The organism is Kineococcus mangrovi, assembly GCF_041320705.1.
GTDB classification, from domain to species: Bacteria; Actinomycetota; Actinomycetes; order Actinomycetales; family Kineococcaceae; genus Kineococcus; species Kineococcus mangrovi.
Genome location: NZ_JBGGTQ010000003.1, coordinates 356950 through 373172, shown reverse-complemented (window position 1 = coordinate 373172; position 16223 = coordinate 356950). Strand labels below are relative to the sequence as shown.

Annotated in this window: 15 protein-coding genes; 7 read left to right on the top strand and 8 right to left on the bottom strand. The window is 73.8% G+C overall.

Annotation, left to right across the window (positions count from 1 at the left end; translation table 11 throughout):
• Positions 1-3 precede the first annotated feature (3 nt).
• Both AB2L28_RS07680 and AB2L28_RS07675 read left to right on the top strand, forming a co-directional pair.
• Positions 4-891, top strand: a complete 888-nt coding sequence (locus AB2L28_RS07680; protein WP_370718160.1) for a DUF3097 domain-containing protein — start codon at positions 4-6, stop codon at positions 889-891.
• A gap of 22 nt (positions 892-913) precedes the next feature.
• On the top strand, positions 914-1327 hold the full coding sequence (locus AB2L28_RS07675) for a DUF4870 domain-containing protein (RefSeq protein WP_370718159.1): 414 nt from the start codon (positions 914-916) through the stop codon (positions 1325-1327).
• Positions 1328-1330: 3 nt separating this feature from the next.
• On the opposite strand, the gene AB2L28_RS07670 is transcribed toward AB2L28_RS07675, so the two are convergent.
• Positions 1331-2362: an LLM class F420-dependent oxidoreductase gene (locus AB2L28_RS07670; protein ID WP_370718158.1), complete on the bottom strand. Its 1032-nt coding sequence runs from the start codon at positions 2360-2362 to the stop codon at positions 1331-1333.
• Positions 2363-2385: 23 nt separating this feature from the next.
• Entirely contained in the window at positions 2386-3591 is a 1206-nt protein-coding gene (gene hemW / locus AB2L28_RS07665) for a radical SAM family heme chaperone HemW (protein ID WP_370718157.1), read from the bottom strand.
• 89 nt (positions 3592-3680) lie between these two features.
• Between hemW and AB2L28_RS07660 the strand changes: the two genes are divergently transcribed.
• From AB2L28_RS07660 to AB2L28_RS07650, 3 genes are read left to right on the top strand one after another with little or no spacing between them, the layout of a single operon-like run.
• Positions 3681-3971, top strand: coding sequence for a metal-sensitive transcriptional regulator (locus AB2L28_RS07660; protein WP_370440473.1), 291 nt, complete (start codon positions 3681-3683; stop codon positions 3969-3971).
• Positions 3971-4186, top strand: a complete 216-nt coding sequence (locus AB2L28_RS07655) for a heavy-metal-associated domain-containing protein (protein ID WP_370718156.1) — start codon at positions 3971-3973, stop codon at positions 4184-4186. The genes AB2L28_RS07660 and AB2L28_RS07655 overlap by 1 nt, the downstream gene beginning before the upstream one ends.
• Positions 4186-6399 (top strand): heavy metal translocating P-type ATPase, encoded by a 2214-nt coding sequence (locus AB2L28_RS07650; protein WP_370718155.1) that lies wholly within the window; start codon positions 4186-4188, stop codon positions 6397-6399. The genes AB2L28_RS07655 and AB2L28_RS07650 overlap by 1 nt, the downstream gene beginning before the upstream one ends.
• A 93-nt stretch (positions 6400-6492) precedes the next feature.
• On the opposite strand, the gene AB2L28_RS07645 is transcribed toward AB2L28_RS07650, so the two are convergent.
• The 6 genes from AB2L28_RS07645 to AB2L28_RS07620 all read right to left on the bottom strand — a co-directional run bounded on the left by AB2L28_RS07645 (position 6493) and on the right by AB2L28_RS07620 (position 14232).
• Positions 6493-7677 carry a glycoside hydrolase family 1 protein gene (locus AB2L28_RS07645; RefSeq protein ID WP_370718154.1) on the bottom strand — a complete coding sequence of 395 codons (1185 nt, stop codon included), beginning with the start codon at positions 7675-7677 and terminating at the stop codon, positions 6493-6495.
• A gap of 1 nt (position 7678) precedes the next feature.
• Entirely contained in the window at positions 7679-9370 is a 1692-nt protein-coding gene (locus tag AB2L28_RS07640; RefSeq protein WP_370718153.1) for an ABC transporter ATP-binding protein, read from the bottom strand.
• Positions 9367-10308, bottom strand: coding sequence for an ABC transporter permease (locus AB2L28_RS07635; protein WP_370718152.1), 942 nt, complete (start codon positions 10306-10308; stop codon positions 9367-9369). The genes AB2L28_RS07640 and AB2L28_RS07635 overlap by 4 nt, the downstream gene beginning before the upstream one ends.
• A gap of 5 nt (positions 10309-10313) precedes the next feature.
• Positions 10314-11285, bottom strand: coding sequence for an ABC transporter permease (locus tag AB2L28_RS07630; RefSeq protein ID WP_370718381.1), 972 nt, complete (start codon positions 11283-11285; stop codon positions 10314-10316).
• Positions 11286-11368: 83 nt separating this feature from the next.
• The gene (locus tag AB2L28_RS07625) at positions 11369-12967 is read right to left on the bottom strand and encodes an ABC transporter substrate-binding protein (protein ID WP_370718151.1); all 1599 of its coding nucleotides are present in this window, start codon (positions 12965-12967) and stop codon (positions 11369-11371) included.
• A 113-nt stretch (positions 12968-13080) separates the two neighbouring features.
• Positions 13081-14232: a LacI family DNA-binding transcriptional regulator gene (locus AB2L28_RS07620; protein ID WP_370718150.1), complete on the bottom strand. Its 1152-nt coding sequence runs from the start codon at positions 14230-14232 to the stop codon at positions 13081-13083.
• A gap of 133 nt (positions 14233-14365) precedes the next feature.
• Here AB2L28_RS07620 and AB2L28_RS07615 point away from each other — a divergent pair, with 133 nt between their 5' ends.
• On the top strand, positions 14366-15172 hold the full coding sequence (locus tag AB2L28_RS07615) for a DUF1206 domain-containing protein (protein ID WP_370718149.1): 807 nt from the start codon (positions 14366-14368) through the stop codon (positions 15170-15172).
• 162 nt (positions 15173-15334) lie between these two features.
• Positions 15335-16210: a GTP-binding protein LepA gene (locus AB2L28_RS07610; RefSeq protein ID WP_370718148.1), complete on the top strand. Its 876-nt coding sequence runs from the start codon at positions 15335-15337 to the stop codon at positions 16208-16210.
• The last annotated feature ends 13 nt before the right edge of the window (positions 16211-16223 follow it).

The window sequence follows — 16223 nt, the reverse complement described above, 5'->3', positions numbered from 1 at the left end:
CGGGTGAGCCCCACGCCCCGCGCCAGCGACAGCGCCCACGACCGGTACGGCACCGACGTGCTGTCGTCGGACCCGCACGCCCGCACCCGCGCCAAGCCCGTCCACCGCGACGAACCGGCCGTGCGCGGGCTCGTCGTCGAGGACGTCGACACCGGCTGGGTCGGGGCCGTGGTGCGGGTCGAGAAGAGCGGCGGGGTCCACGTCGTCGTCCTCGAGGACGCCAGGGGCCGCACCCGCACGTTCCCCCTCGGCCCCGGGTTCTGGGTCGACGGCCAGCCCGTCCGCCTCGTGGCGCCCACCGCCGCCGGCCCGGCCCGGCCCACCCGCACCGCCAGCGGCTCCGTCGCCGTGACCGGGGCCACCGCCCGCACCGCTCGCGCCTCCCGCATCCTCGTCGAGGGCCGGCACGACGCCGAGCTCGTCGAGAAGGTCTGGGGCGACGACCTGCGCGTCGAGGGGGTCGTCGTGGAGATGCTCGACGGCGTCGACGACCTCGACGCCGCGATCCGGGAGTTCGGGCCCCGCCCCGGCCGCCGCATCGGCGTCCTCGTCGACCACCTCGTGCCGGGCTCGAAGGAGTCCCGCCTCGTGGCGAAGGTCGCCACGAGCCCGCACGTCCTCGTCCTGGGGCACCCGTTCATCGACGTCTGGCAGTCCGTCCGGCCGCAGCGGCTGGGCTGGACGCGGTGGCCGACGATCCCGAAGGGACAGGACTGGAAGCACGGGATCCTCACCGAGCTGGGCTGGCCGCACGCGACGCAGGCCGACGTCGCGCACGGGTGGAAGCGCATCCTCGGCACCGTCCGCACCTACGCCGACCTGGAGCCGGCGCTGCTGGGCCGGGTGGAGGAACTCGTCGACTTCGTCACCGCCGACCTGGCGGACCGCTGAGCGAACCGGGAGGATCGAGACCGTGAGCCAACCGCCGTACCCCCAGCAGCCGCCGCACGTCCCCGCGCCGATGTCGCCGTCCGACGAGCGGATGTGGGGGATGTTCGGGCACCTGTCCGCGATCGCGGCGAGCTTCATCAGCCTGCCGTTCCTCGGCCCGCTGATCATCTTCCTGGTCTTCAAGGACCGCAGCGGGTTCGTGCGCGGGCACAGCGCCGAGGCGCTGAACATGACGATCTCGGTGATCGTCTACGAGCTCGCGCTGGGTCTCGTGCTAGGGCTCTTCACCCTCGTGACGTTCGGCGCAGGTTTCATCTTCTTGTGGGTGGCGTGGATCCCGCCCGTCGTGTTCCTCGTGTTCACGATCCTGGCGGCCGTCGCCGCGAACCGCGGTGAGGTCTACCGCTACCCGCTGATCTTCCGGCTGGTGCGCTGAGGCTCACGCCACGGCGCCCAGGTCCGCCACGGCGTCCGTGCCGAGCGGGACCAGCGCGACGGTCGTGACGCCGGCCCGCTCGTAGTCCGCGAGCCGCCGGCGCACGGCGTCGACGGACCCCACGAGGCTGGTCGCCTCCACCAGACCGGCCGGGACCCGCTGCACCGCCTCGTCCTTGCGGCCGGCGAGGTAGAGGTCCTGGACGGCGTCGACGGCCTCGCCGAACCCCAGGCGGCGGCCGAGGTCGGCGTAGAAGTTCGCCTCCTTCGAGCCCATCCCGCCGACGTAGAGCGCGATGAGCCGGCGCACCGGCAGTTCCGCGCGTTCGCGGTCCTCCCCCGTCGCGCCGGTCAGGACGAACGGCACCGACGCCGTGACCTCGAACCGCTCCGGGGGGCTCGCCCGGCGCGCGAAGCCCGCGGCCAGGCGCTCGGTGGACTCGGAGACGTTCTCGGGCACGAGGAACGAGGGCAGCCAGCCGTCCGCGATCTCGCCCGCCAGTTCCACGTTCCGCGGTCCGACGGCCGCGAGGTGGATCGGCAGGTCCGCCCGCGGCGGGGGTTGCATGAGCTTCAGCGGGATCCCCGGCCCGCCCGGCAGCGGCAGCGTGAGGTGCTCTCCCGCGAACGTCGAGTCCTGCCGGGCCAGCAGCTGCCGGACGAGGGCGACATACTCGCGGGTGCGGGCGAGGGGTTTGGCGAAGGGCTGCCCGTACCAGCCCTCGGCGACCTGCGGCCCGGACACCCCCAGGCCGAGGCGGAACCGGCCGCCGGACAACCCGTCGAGGGTGGCGGCCGTCATCGCGGTCGACGCCGCAGCCCGTGCGGGGACCTGCAGGACGGCCGACCCCAGGCCGATGCGGCTCGTCTGCCCGGCCAACCAGCCGAGGACGCTGACCGCGTCGGTGCCGTAGGCCTCGGCGACCCAGACGGAGGAGAACCCCGCGTCCTCGGCCGCGCGGGTCAGCGCCAGCGCTCGCGCGGCGGCGGGCCCGACCGGGCCGGTGAGGTAGCCGACGCTGAGCCCGAGGTCCATGGCCCGCACGCTACCGGCGCCGGTCAGTCCAGCAGCCGCCGCACCACCGCGTCGGCGAGCAACCGCCCACGGCGGGTCAGGGCGACCCGGCCCCCGGCGGCGGGGGCGAGCAACCCGTCGAGCAGGAGCTGCGCCGTCTGCGGCCGCACGCCCCACCAGGCGGGGTCGAAACCCTCGGCCAGCCGGGAGCGCAGCAGCACGTCCTCGACCCGCCGGTCGTCGGCCGACAGGCGTTCGCGGGCGTGGGCGGGGGACGTCGCCGCGTCCAGCCGTCCCGCGTAGGCGCTGGGGTGCTTGACGTTCCACCACCGCACCCCGCCGACGTGGCTGTGCGCCCCGGGCCCGATCCCCCACCAGTCCCCGCCGCGCCAGTAGGCGAGGTTGTGCCGGCACGCGAACTGCGGCTCGCGGGCCCAGTTGCTCACCTCGTACCAGCCGTACCCGGCGGCGGTGAGGGCGTCGTCGACGACCTCGTACTTGTCGGCCTCGTCGTCGTCGGAGGGTTCGGGGACCTCCCCGCGGCGGACCTGGGCGGCCAGCTTCGTGCCCTGCTCGAGGATGAGCGCGTAGGCCGAGACGTGGTCGGGGGCGCAGTCCAGGGCGGCGTCCAGGCTGGTGCGCAGGTCGTCGACGGACTCCCCGGGGGTGCCGTAGATGAGGTCGAGGCTGACGTCGAGGCCCGCCTCGCGGGCCCAGCGGACGGCGAGCGGGACGCGGGCGGGGTCGTGGGTGCGCTCCAGGACGGCCAGGACGTGCGGCACGGCCGACTGCACCCCGAACGAGACGCGGGTGAACCCGGCCTCGCGCAGCCGGGCCAGGCCCTGCGGGGTCACGGAGTCGGGGTTGGCCTCGGTGGTGACCTCGGCGCCGGGGGTGAGGCCGAACTCCTCCCGGACGGCGCAGAGCATCGTCGCGAGGTCGTCGGCGGGCAGCAGCGTGGGGGTGCCGCCGCCGAAGAACACCGTCTCGGCGGGGCGCACCGCCTCCCCCAGCACCCGCGCGGCCAGCCGGACCTCGGCGGTGGCCGTGCGCGCGTAGGCGGCCTGCGACGCACCGCCGCCGAGCTCGGTGGCGGTGTAGGTGTTGAAGTCGCAGTAGCCGCAGCGGACGGCGCAGAACGGGACGTGCAGGTAGACGCCGAACGTGCGGTCGCCGGCCCCGGCGAGGGCCTCGGCCGGCAGGGCGCCGTCGGTGGGGACGGTCTCGCCGTCGGGCAGGGTGCTCGGCACGCCCCCAGTGTCACCCCTGCCCTCGGGTGCCCTGGTACCCGTAGGGGGTAGGGGTTGCGAAACGTACCCCCGAGGGGTACCAAGGAGGCATGGAGCACGGACCGGGGTACGCCGGGGAGAAGGACGAGGTCCTCAAGCGGTTGCGCCGCGTCGAGGGCCAGGTGCGCGGGCTGCAGCGCATGGTCGAGGAGGACGCCTACTGCATCGACGTCCTCACCCAGGTCTCCGCCGCGACGAAGGCCCTGCAGGCCGTGGCCCTGTCCCTGCTCGACGACCACCTCGGGCACTGCGTCGCGCACGCGGCGGCCGAGGGCGGTGCGGTGGCGGACGAGAAGATCAAGGAAGCGAGCGCGGCGATCGCGCGGTTGGTGAGGTCCTGATGAGCACGAACCAGTTCCAGGTGAGCGGCATGACGTGCGCCCACTGCGTCGGCGCGGTCACCGAGGAGGTCTCGGCGCTGCCGGGCGTCGAGGCGGTCCAGGTCGACCTCGTCCCCGACGGCACCTCGACCCTGACCGTCACCAGCACCACCCCCCTCGAGGAGTCCGCCGTCGCGGCCGCCGTCGACGAGGCGGGCTACGAACTGGTGCGCTGATGGCCGCGCCCGTGGACGGGTTCGCCCCGGTCGAGCTCACGATCGGCGGGATGACCTGCGCGTCCTGCGCGAACCGCGTCGAGAAGAAGCTCAACCGCATGCCGGGTGTCGAGGCGAGCGTGAACTACGCGACCGAGAAGGCCACGGTCCGGCTGCCGGCGGGCACGGACGTGGCCGAGGCCATCGCCGTCGTGGAGAAGACCGGGTACACGGCCACCCTGCCGGACCCTGAACCCGCTGCGCCGCAGGACGACCCGGTGACGACCGAACTCGGCCGCCGGCTCGCCGCGACGGCGGCGCTGGCCCTGCCGGTGCTGCTGCTGTCGATGGTCCCGGCCCTGCAGTTCACGAACTGGCAGTGGCTCGCCTTCGCCCTCGCCTCCCCCGTCGCGGTGTGGGGCGCGTTCCCGTTCCACCGCGCCGCCGTCGTGAACGCGCGGCACGGCGCGGCCACGATGGACACCCTCGTGAGCATCGGCGTCGCCGCCGCGTGGTTGACGTCGTGCGCGGCCCTGTTCCTCGGCGACGCCGGGATGCCCGGGATGCACATGGAGTTCCGGCTCTGGGGCTCGACCGGCGACGAGCTGTACCTCGAGGTCGCCGCCGTCGTCACGGTGTTCGTCCTGACCGGCCGGTACCTGGAGGCGCGGGCCCGGCGCCGCTCCGGCGCCGCGCTGCGGGCGCTGCTCGCCGTGGGCGCCAAGGACGTCGGCGTCCTGCGCGACGTCGACGGGCGCAGGGCCGAGCACCGGGTCGCCGTCGCCGACCTGCAGCCCGGCGACGAGTTCGTCGTGCGCCCCGGCGAGACGGTCGCCACCGACGGGACGGTCCTCGACGGCAGTTCCGCGGTCGACGCGTCCGTCGTCACGGGCGAGTCCGTGCCCGTCGAGGTGGCCGCCGGTGACGACGTCGTCGGCGGCACGGTCAACGCCGGGGGCCGGCTCGTCGTGCGCGCCACCCGGGTCGGCGCCGACACGGCCCTGGCCCGCATCGGCCGGGCCGTGGAGGAGGCCCAGTCGGGCAAGGCCGCGGCCCAGCGCCTCGCCGACCGCGTCTCGGGCGTGTTCGTCCCCGTCGTGCTCGTCGGCGCCCTCGCCACGTTCGGCGCCTGGTGGCTGTCGGGGGCGAGCGCGGCCGGGGCGCTCACGACGGCCGTCGCCGTCCTCGTCATCGCCTGCCCCTGCGCGCTCGGGCTCGCCACCCCGACGGCGCTGCTCGTCGGCACCGGCCGGGGCGCCCAGCTCGGCATCCTCGTCAAGGGGCCCGAGGCGCTGGAGGCGACCCGGCGCGTCGACACCGTCGTGCTCGACAAGACCGGCACCGTCACCACGGGCCGGATGACCCTCGCGGCCGTCGTCCCCGTCGACGGGGTCGACGCCGCGGAGCTGCTGCGGCGCACCGGGTCCCTCGAGGACGCCTCCGAGCACCCCGTGGGCCGGGCCGTGGCCGCCGCGGCCCGCGAGGCCGGCCCGCTCGCCCCGGCCGGCGACGTCGTCGTGACCGCGGGCGCCGGGATCGCCGGCACGGTCGAGGGCGTGGCCCTGCGCGTGGGCCGGCCGGACTGGTCCGCAGCCGACCTGCCGGCCGGGGTGCGCGACGCTCTGGCCGAGCACGAGTCCGCGGGCCGGACGGTGCTCGTGGTGGTCGCGGACGAGCGGCCGGTGGGCGTCCTCGCCGTCGCCGACGCCGTGCGCCCGACGAGCCGCGACGCCGTCACCGGGTTCCGGGCCCTCGGTCTGCACCCCGTGCTCCTCACCGGCGACCACGAGCGGACGGCCCGCACGGTCGCGGGCGCGGTCGGGATCGACGACGTCGTGGCCGGGGCCCGTCCGGAGGACAAGCTCGCCCACGTCCGGTCGCTGCAGGCGCGGGGCAGGGTCGTCGCGGTCGTCGGGGACGGCGTCAACGACGCCGCCGCGCTGGCCGTCGCCGACCTCGGCATCGCCCTGGGCAGCGGGACCGACGTGGCCGTGGAGGCCGGCGACCTGACCCTCGTTCGCGCCGACCTGCTCGCCGCCGTCGACGCCGTGCGGTTGTCGCGCCGGACGCTGGCCACGATCCGCGGCAACCTGTTCTGGGCGTTCGCCTACAACGTGGCCGCGCTCCCGCTCGCCGCGGCGGGACTGCTGAACCCCGTCGTCGCGTCGGCGGCGATGGCGTTCTCCTCGGTGTTCGTCGTCACGAACTCCCTGCGGCTGCGCCGGTTCCGCTGACCCTCCACCGCCCCGGGGCGAGAACGCCTCGTTGGCCCCACTCGGCCGATCACCGACCCCGTGGGGCCAACGAGGCGAACCCCCGGCCGGGCGTCAGGGCAGCGCGTTGGCCCGCGCCACCCCGCCGTACCAGTGGGCGCTGGGCTTGGGCGTGCGCTCGAACGTCTCCCGGTCCCACGCGACGAGACCGAACGTCGGCCGGTACCCCGAGGCCCACTCGTAGTTGTCGAGCAGGCTCCAGTGCAGGTACCCGCGCACGTCGATCCCCTCGGCGAGGCAGTCGTGGATCCCCTCCAGCGACGCCTGGGTGTAGGCGATCCGCCGGGTGTCGTCGGCCGTCGCGATGCCGTTCTCGGTCACCACCAACGGGACGCCCCCGGTGAGCTCCCACGCCGCGCGCAACCCGTCGGCGGCGGCCTGCGGGTAGAACTCCCAGCCCGTGAGCGTGGTCTCGACGTCCTCGCGCACGGGCAGCGGGCCGTCGGGCCCGACGAAGGTGCGGGTGTAGGCCTGGACGCCGACGAAGTCGTTGCCCTTGGCGGCCTCGAGGTACCAGTCGTCGCGCGGGTGGCCGTACTCCGCGGTCGCGTCGTCGGCGCCGGGCTCGCCGGTGCTCTTGAACGCCTGGGTCGCGACCGTCCAGCCAGTCTTCGCCCCCGGCAGCTGCGACAGCACGTCCCGCGCCCGCTCGTGGGAGGCGAGCAGCTGGTCGGCGACGCGCAGGTCCGGGTTCGGCAGGCCGTGCGCGACGAGGTTCGACGCGTCCTCACCGCCGGCGAGCATCGCGGCGATGTTCGGCTCGTTGACGGTGCAGATCCACTCCACGTCGCGGACGACGGGCAACGCCGCCTCGACGTACCGGCCGAACAGGTCGGGGGCGTCGTCGGCCCGCCAGAACCCGTCGCGCTCGAACCAGCGCGGCACCGTGAAGTGCATCAGCGTGACCACGGGGTCTACGCCGAACTCCCGGCAGGTGTCGACCATCCGCCGGTAGTGGTCGACGGCGGCGCGCGAGAAGAACCCCCGCTCGGGCTCGATCCGGGCCCACTCGATGCTGAACCGGTAGGAGGTCAGCCCGAGGTCGGCCAGGATCCGGACGTCCTCGCGGTAGCGGTGGTAGCTGTCGGCGGCGTCACCGGAGGGTTCCACGATGCCCCACGCCGCGGCCAGGGCCGGGTCGTGCTCGTGGACCCACCAGTTGCCGGCGACGTTGCCGCCCTCGACCTGGTGCGCGGCCGTGGCCGCGCCCCAGAGGAAACCGTCGGGGAAGGTGCGCATCTCAGGACTCCTGGCGGATTCGGGCGGGGTTCGGGACGGCGTCCAGCAGGGACACCGTGTAGGGGTGGGTGGGGTGCTGCAGCACCTGCGCCGTCGGTCCGCGCTCGACGACGCGCCCGGAGTGCAGGACGAGCAGGTCGTCGGTGATGAGGCGGGCGCTCAGCAGGTCGTGGGTGATGTACAGCAGCGACACCCCGAGGCGTTCGCGCAGGTCCTCCAGCAGCGCCAGGACGCCCGCCCGCAGGGTGACGTCGAGCATCGAGACGGGTTCGTCGGCCACGATGACCTGCGGTTCGCACGCCAGGGCGCGGGCGATGACGACGCGCTGGCGCTGGCCCCCGGACAACTGGTGCGGCAGCTTCTGGGCGAACTGCCCCGTCGGGGTGAGACCGACCGTCTCGAGCAGTTCGTGGACGCGGCGGCGCGCGTCCGCCCCCGTGAGCCCGGTGTGGTTCAGGACCGGTCGGGTGAGCGCGTACTCGACGGTGTGCAGCGGGTTCAGGGCCGCGTACGGGTCCTGGAACACCATCTGCACGCTGCGGTGCAGCGTCTTCACCTCTCGCCGCTTGAGCCGGCCGACGTCGAGGTCGCCGAACCGGACCGAGCCCGACGTGGGCGCCTCGACCCCGGTCACCATCTTGGCGATCGTCGACTTGCCCGACCCGCTGGCCCCGACGAGGGCCAGGGCGGCACCGGGTTCGAGGGTGAAGGAGACGTCGGAGACGGCGTGCACCTCCGCCTCCCCGCGCCGCGGCGGCGGGTACGTCTGGGAGACCCCCTCGACGACGACGGCCTCGCCGCCCGCCGGCGGGGCCGGCCGCGGCCGCAGCGACCGGTCCGGGAACCCGGGCAGGGAGACGGTCTGCGCGCGCGGGTCGGCGTAGTGGCTGAGCAGCATCCGCGTGTACTCGTCCTGCGGGGAGCGCAGGACGTCGTGCGAGGGCGCGTCCTCCACGATGCGCCCCTCGTGCATGACGAGGACCCGCTCGGTGGCCTCGAGCACGATCCCGAGGTCGTGGCTGATGAGGACGGCCGTGAACCCCTCGGTGCGCTGCAGGTCGACGATGGTGTCCATGACGGCGTGCTGGACGAGGACGTCGAGCGCCGTGGTGGGCTCGTCGAACACGACGAGCTGCGGGTCCAGGGACAGGGCCAGCGCGATGGACACGCGCTGGCGCATCCCGCCGGACAGCTCCCCGGGGTAGCGGTCGAGGACCTTCGGGTCCAGCTCGACCTTGGCCAGCAGCTCGGCCGACCGCTCCTCCCACCGCTGCTTGGGCACGTGGCCGTGCGCGCGGTAGATGTCGGCGAAGTGGTCACGGACCCGGCGCACCGGGTTCAGCGCGTTCATGCCGGACTGCAGGACCATGGCGAACCCGCCCTGGCGCTGGCGGCGCAACCCCTCCGCGTCCAGGTCGCGCACGTCGTGGCCGCCGAAGAGGATCTGCCCCCCGTTCGTGCGGGCCGGCGGTTTCTGCAGCCGGGTGATCGCGTAGCCCAGGGTCGACTTGCCCGACCCCGACTCCCCCACCAGCCCGACGAACTCCCCGCGGCGCAGGCCGAAGGAGACGTGGTCGACGGCCTGCACGGCGCGCTGCCCGTGCGACTCGTAGACGACGGACAGGTCGCGGACCTGCAGCAGGTCCTCCTGCACGGTGGTGGGGCTTCCGGTGCTCGTGGCCTGCGTGCTCATCGGTCCGCCTTCCGGGCCCGCGACCCCTCGCGCAGTCGCGGGTTGCTCACGGCGTCGACGCCGAAGTTGACGAGGGTGAGGGACAGGGCCAGCAGCGCGATGCACAGACCGGGCGCGAACAGCAGCGCCCACTGCCCCGTGAGCAGGGCGCTGGAGTTCTGCGCCCAGTAGATCATCGTGCCCCAGCTGACGACGGACGTGTCGCCGAGGCCCAGGAACTCCAGGCCCGCCTCGGCCAGGATCGCCGCCGTGGCCGCCCCGAAGAAGCTGCCGGCGATCAGCGAGGTCATGTTCGGCAGGATCTCCCGGAACACGATGCGCGGGGCGCTGTCGCCGGAGAACCGGGCCGCCTCGACGAAGTCGCGCGAACGCAGCGACTGCGTCTGCGAGCGCAGGACGCGGGCCCCCCAGGCCCAGCCGGTGATGACGATGACGGCGACGATGACGGCGACGCCGCCGTTCTGCAGGTACGCCGCGATGACGATCATGAACGGCAGGGCGGGGACGACGAGGAACAGGTTCACGACGAACCCGATGACCTCGGCGACCCAGCCGCGCGTGTACCCCCAGGACAGGCCGATGAGCACGGCGACGGCCGTGGCGAGCAGGCCGGCGGTGAACCCGACGAGCACGCTGGTGCGGGCGCCGTGGACGAGCTGGGACAGCACGTCCTCCCCGGCCGCCGTGGTGCCCAGCCAGTGCGCCGTGCCGGCGTCCTGGCTGCGGGGGAAGGTGTTGTCCTTCGCGCCGTACGGGGCCAGGAGGGGGCCGACGAGGGCGAGGAGCAGGAAGAACGCCAGCAGGACGAGACCGACGCGCGCCTTGCGGTTGTCCCACAGCGTCGCGAGGACGCGGCCGACGCTGCGCCACGCGCTGGGGGCGTGCTGGACGTCGGGTTCCGACGTCGACGGGGTCGTGCCCGTGTGCGGGGTCGCCACGCCGCTCACCTCCGGGTCCGCGGGTCGAGGAGGCCGTAGAGCACGTCGACGAGGAAGTTCGCGACGAGCACGCTGACCGTGATCATGAGGAAGAGCGCCTGCATCAGCGGGTAGTCCTGGCCGATGACGGCGTTGAAGAGCAGGTACCCGATCCCGGGGTACCCGAACACCTGCTCGACGAGGACGGACCCGCCGACGACGCCGCCGAGGGAGAGCCCGAACCCGGTGAGGTTGGGCAGGATCGCGTTGCGGGCCGCGTAGCGCAGGGCGACCGTCCGCCCCCGCAGGCCGTTCGCCTCGGCGAAGGTCACGTAGTCGTCGCCGAGGGTGTTGATCATCGCGTTGCGCATCCCGAGGATCCACCCGCCCAGCGACGTCAGCAGGATCGTGATGGCCGGCAGCGCGGCGTGGGCCAGGGCGTCGCCGAGGAACGCGAGGGTGAACCCCGGGGTCGTCGTGGCCGAGTAGGCCCCCGTCGTGGGGAACCAGTGCAGCACGAACCCGAGGAAGAACAGCAGCAGCAGCGCGGTCCAGAAGTACGGGAACGTCGACAGGAAGCTGCCCGACAGGGTCGGCAGCGCGTCCAGCCACGTCCCGCGCTTCCAGGCCGACAGCACGCCCACGAGGGTGCCGAGGACGAAGGCCAGGACGGTGACCAGCCCCACGAGCAGCAGCGTGTACGGCAGGGCCTGGGACACCATCGAGGAGACGGTCTGCGGGTAGAACGTGTACGAGACCCCGAAGTCCAGGGTCGCGACCTGTCGCAGGTACGACCCGTACTGCGCCAGCAGGTTCCCGTCGGGCACCCCGAGCTGAGCCTCGATGGCCGCGCGGGTGGCCTCGCTCACCGGGCCGTTCTGGGCGAGCTTGGCGACGGCCGCGTCGGCGGGCGTGCCGGGCATGAGCCGCGGCAGGACGAAGTTCACGGTGACGGCGGCCCACAGGGTCAGGACGAACAACCCGAGCCGGCCGAGCAGGTACCGGCCGGGGAAGGACCCCCGGCCGGTCCGCGCGGCGGGGGCCGCGGCGGTACCGGGGTCCGTGGTGGGATCCAGGACGGTCACGCGGCACCTCCGGCGAGCTTGAGCCGCGTGAAGATCCCCAGCGGCGCGGAGTCGTAGTTCTGCGGGGCCATGTAGGGGTCCTCCGCCGTGGGCCAGCCGATGAACTTCTCGTCGTTGTACAGGCCCCAGAGCCCGCCGTAGTACAGGCCGATGGCCGGGAGCTCCTCGTAGACCTTCCGCTGCAGGGACCGGGCCGCGGCGAGCTGGCGGGCCGGGTCGGTGCTGGACCTGAACTCGGCGAGCAGGGCGTCGACCTCGGGGTCGGAGAACCGCTCGTAGTTCGCCTGGGTGGAGGTGCCCACGTCGGTCAGGAACTCGCTGGACATGAGGTCGTTGAAGGCGCGGAACACGTCACCGCCCCCCATGCCGCCGAGGGCCACCTGGAACTGGCCGTTGGCGACGGCCGACTGGTACCCGGCCGGTTGCGGGAGCTGGAGGCTGACCTCGATGCCGAGGGCACCGAGCTGCCCGGCGACCTCCTGGGCCGCGCGGGTCCAGTCGGTGTAGCCGTTCGCCGAGGTCAGGGCGAACGCGAACTGCCGGCCGTCGGGGCCGACGAGCCTGCCGTCGCGCTGGGTGTACCCGGCCGCGGCGAACGACTCCAGGGCCGCCGCGGTGTCCTGCGCGACCATCCCGGCGTCGGGGATGGCGGGGTCGAGCCAGTCCTGCTGGTTGGGCAGCACGAGGCCGGTCTGACCGGCGGGCTGCATGTACCCCTCGCTGGCCACGTCGGCGATGCGTCCCCGGTCCAGCGCCAGCGACAGCCCGCGGCGGACGGCCACGTCGTCGAAGGGGGCGACGGTGTGGTTGGGCAGCAGGGCGACGATGCCACCGGGCGGGAACCACCAGCGGTTGTGCGGGCTGGCCGCGCCCCACGTCCCCTGGACGTCGGAGATGAACGAGTAGCTCCAGTCGTACCCGCGCGTGACGGTGTCGAGCTGGTTGTCCGTGGCGGGCAGCACGAGGTGTTCGATCTCGACGCTGTCGGCCTGCCAGTACCGGGGGTTCCTGTCCATGGAGTACTGCTGCGGGTTGTAGTTGCCCAGCACGAACGGCCCGGTGCCGACGGGGTTCTCGTCGCGGTACGTCCCGGGGTCGGCGACCTCGGCCCAGCGGTGGCGCGGGACCACGTAGGTGACGCCGATGATCGGCAGCGCGGGCACGTCGTCGGTCTGCAACCGGCACACGACGCGGTCGCCGTCGGCCTCGACGGAGGCCAGGTGCTGCCAGACCCCCTTGCCGTCCAGCGCCGGGACCTGCTTCAGCAGTTCGAGGGTGAACACGACGTCGTCGGCGGTGAACGGCTCCCCGTCGCTCCACTGCGCCTCGCGCACCGTCAGGACGATCGTGCGCGCGTCGGGCAGCTCCCACGACTGCGCGAGCCACGGGATCTGCTCGCCGTCGAGGGGGTTGACGAGGATCAGCGGTTCGTAGATCCACTTCGCCGCCGTCCTGGTGTTCACCAGGAACGGGTTGAAGACGCGGTTGAACAGGGGGTTCCCCTTGTCCGCGTTGATGAGCATCGTGTCCTGCCCGATCGTCGGATCGGGTCGGCTGCGCACCTGCACGCTGCAACCGCTCAGTCCGGTCCCCACGAGGGCGGCTCCTGCACCGAGCCCTGCGAGGATCCCCCGGCGTCCCAGCACCGGTCCCTGCCGAAGCGTCATCGCTCGACCTCCACGTTCGTCGTGGGAGTCAGCGTATGCGCTTACATCGGTGTGTCAACCGGGGGGCAGCTCTCCCGCAGCAACACCTCGACCGGCAGCCGGGCGGACAGCGGCGCGGCGGCGGGGTCCGTCAACCGCGCCACGACGGCCCGCACGGCGGCCCGGCCCAGCTCGGCCATCGGCTGGGCCACCGTGGTCAGCGGCGGCTGCGTGAACCGCCCCACGTCCAGGCCGTCGAAGCCGGTCACGTAGACGTCGTCCGGCACGCGCAGCCCCCGCCGCCGCAGCGCGTCCATCGCACCGAGCGCCGACTGGTCGTTGGCGCACACGAGCGCCCGCGGCACCCGCCGCCCCAGCAGCCCGGTGACCGCGACGTCGGCCGCGTCCCGCCGGAAGTCGCCCCGCACGTGCTCGACGGCCGCGCGGTCCAGACCGGCCGCGTCGAGGGCGGCGAGGAGCCCGCGCTGCCGCTCGGCGTCGTCGGGGGAGTCCGCGGGCCCCGCCACGTAGACGACGTCGCGCACCCCCAGACCGCTCACGACGTGGGCCACGAGCGCCTGCATGCCGGCGGCGTTGTCGACGCTGACGTGGTCGAGGCCGTCCGGCAGGTCCCCGCCGGCACGGGCCGCGTCGGCCAGCAGGACGACGGGCAGACGCCGGGCGACGTGGGTCAGCAGCTCGTCGGAGACGGTGCGGGCCAGGACCGCCAGCCCGTCGCAGCGGCCCGCGACGTCGTTGACGACGACGTCGCGCGCCGGACCCCGGCCCGCGGCGACCATGAGGGCGAACCCCCGCCGCCACGCCTCCGCCTCCGCCCCGCGCAGCACCTCGTCGAAGTACAGGTTGGGACTGCTCGGCGCGGCGCCGCGCCGACGGTCGTCGACGACGCGGACGCCGCCCGCCCCGGCACCGGCGGGCCGGTCCTCCTCCTCCAGGGCGTCGTGGTCGGGGAAGCACAGCCCGATGACACCGGTCTTGCGGCCCGCGAGCGCCCGCGCGTTGCCCGAGGGGACGTAGCCGAGGTCGCGGACGGCGGCGAGGACGCGTTCGCGGGTGGCCTCGCGGACGGCCTCCGGGGTGCGCAGGACGCGCGAGACGGTCGCGATCGACACGCTCGCGCGGTCGGCCACGTCGTAGACGGTCGGGGTCCTGCCCTCGACGGCGGTCTCCCCACGGGACGGGTGGCGGGCCATGCCCCGGCCTCCTGCTCTGCTCCGGCACCGGACGGGTCGGCCGATGCTACGACGTGGGCCGGCCGCCACCTCACCGTGTTCACCGTGCTCCCGCCCGGTTGCGGAGCGGACGCGGCGACGATTCCCTGCTCCCATGGCAGGTTCGGCGCAGTCCCAGGTCAAGCAGCACGCCCGGCGCGGTGAGGCGTTCGCGCAGCGGCACGAACAGGGCCTGCGCAAGCTCGGGCGGGTGGGGGTGGCGGCCGAGGGGGTGGTGTACCTGCTCATCGGGTGGCTGGCCGCCCAGGTGGCGCTGGGCGGCGCCTCGACCTCGGCCGACTCCAGCGGCGCCCTGGCCCAGATCGCGCAGCAGCCGTTCGGGACGGTCCTGCTGGTGGTCCTCGCGGTCGGTTTCGGCGCCCTCCTGCTGTGGCAGGTCGTCGAGGTCGTCACCGAGGACGAGCTCCCGCACCGGGCGCGGGCGGTGGTCAAGGGCGTCGCCGCGGCCGCCCTGGGGTTCTCCTGCGTGCGCTTCGCCACGGGGGGCGGGTCCTCGTCGGGGTCCCAGCAGCAGACCGTCACCCAGCGCGTCCTAGAGGCCCCCGGCGGGGCGGTCCTGGTCGTCCTGGTCGGCCTGGCCGTCGTGGTGGTCGGGGTCGTCACCGCCGTCAAGGGCCTGAAGGGCGACTTCGAGGACAAGATCGAGGGGACCCTGTCGCCGGCGCTGCGCCGCCTGGGGATGGCGGGCAAGCTCGCCCGGGGCATCGCCTTCGCGGTGCTGGGGGTGCTGGTCGCGCTCTCGGCCACCGGGGACACGGGCAAGTCGCGCGGTCTCGACGCCGCCTTCCACGAGATCGCGGCGCAGCCGTACGGCGTGGTGCTGCTGCTCGTCGTGGCGGCGGGGGTCATCGCCTTCGGGGTGTTCCAGCTGGTGACGGCCCACCGCCGCACCCGCGCCTGAGCCGCGTCCCGGGCCTGGAGGGGTGATCCAGGCCACAACGACTCAGGGAACCCATCCGGTCACCGATCGGTTGCGAACTGAGGGTGCCCTCACACCGGTGCGCGTCTCGGTGCACACTGTGCGGGGGCTCTCGTCCGGTTCGACCTCGAAGCAGGAGTGCACGTGTCGCGAAAGATCATCACCCCCGGGGACATCCGCGACCACGTCCTCCGCCTGGGCGAGAAGTACCCGCCCATCGCGCTGGACTCCGTCGACCGCACGGTCCACGACCCCCGCGGCGTCCGTGAGCGCTTCGGGCACGTCATCGACTACCTGGCGCGCGTGGAGCTCGAGGTCGACCGCAACGTCCTGGAGCTGCTGACGCTGTTGCCGGACGTCTCCGAGACCGACCGCCTCTTCTACGCCGACGTGTGGCAGCCGCAGGAGATCCAGCACGGCCTGATCCTCGACCGGCTGCAGCAGGACATCGACCTGTCCCCGGCCGACCCGAACACCGACCACGTGAGCCCCAAGATCCGCATCCTCGGCTCCCTCGCCCACCTCAAGCCGGTGCAGGAGGTCGCGCGCCTCCTCTACTACCTGACGGGGGCCGCGACGGAGAAGGCCGCGGTCGTGGCCTACAACCTCCTCGTCGACGGGCTCGACGACATGGGCGAGGAGGCGGTCTCCCGGACGATCGTGCAGCCCATCCGCCGGCAGGAGCCGGGGCACTTCGCCTTCTACCGGCTGTCGGCGACGGAGATGTTCCAGCAGAACGTCCTGTCCCCCTGGCAGCTGCGGCTGGCCAGGGTGCTGCGCCGCGCCTCCTTCAGCCCCGTCGGCGCGCACACCCCGCAGCACCGCGCGCAGTTCGGCGGTGTCCTGACGACGCTCGGCCTGGCCGAGAAGGTCGAGGACTTCGGCGCGCAGATCGGGCTCGTCGAGCGCGAGCTGCTGTGGGCCCGGGACCAGGGGATGCGGGTGCCGGACTACATCCTCGCCGCCCTGCGGGACACCATCGAGCAGTTCCGCGCGAGCGCGGTCCCCGCCCCCGCGTGAGCGGGCGGGGCGG

Bases quoted from the DNA above. Each gene is read 5' to 3' on its own strand.
- AB2L28_RS07670 (WP_370718158.1), bottom strand. From the start codon at position 2,362: ATGGACCTCGGGCTCAGCGTCGGCTACCTCACCGGCCCGGTCGGGCCC.
- AB2L28_RS07660 (WP_370440473.1), top strand. From the start codon at position 3,681: ATGGAGCACGGACCGGGGTACGCCGGGGAGAAGGACGAGGTCCTCAAG.
- AB2L28_RS07655 (WP_370718156.1), top strand. From the start codon at position 3,971: ATGAGCACGAACCAGTTCCAGGTGAGCGGCATGACGTGCGCCCACTGC.
- AB2L28_RS07650 (WP_370718155.1), top strand. From the start codon at position 4,186: ATGGCCGCGCCCGTGGACGGGTTCGCCCCGGTCGAGCTCACGATCGGC.
- AB2L28_RS07645 (WP_370718154.1), bottom strand. From the start codon at position 7,677: ATGCGCACCTTCCCCGACGGTTTCCTCTGGGGCGCGGCCACGGCCGCG.
- AB2L28_RS07640 (WP_370718153.1), bottom strand. From the start codon at position 9,370: ATGAGCACGCAGGCCACGAGCACCGGAAGCCCCACCACCGTGCAGGAG.
- AB2L28_RS07620 (WP_370718150.1), bottom strand. From the start codon at position 14,232: ATGGCCCGCCACCCGTCCCGTGGGGAGACCGCCGTCGAGGGCAGGACC.
- AB2L28_RS07615 (WP_370718149.1), top strand. From the start codon at position 14,366: ATGGCAGGTTCGGCGCAGTCCCAGGTCAAGCAGCACGCCCGGCGCGGT.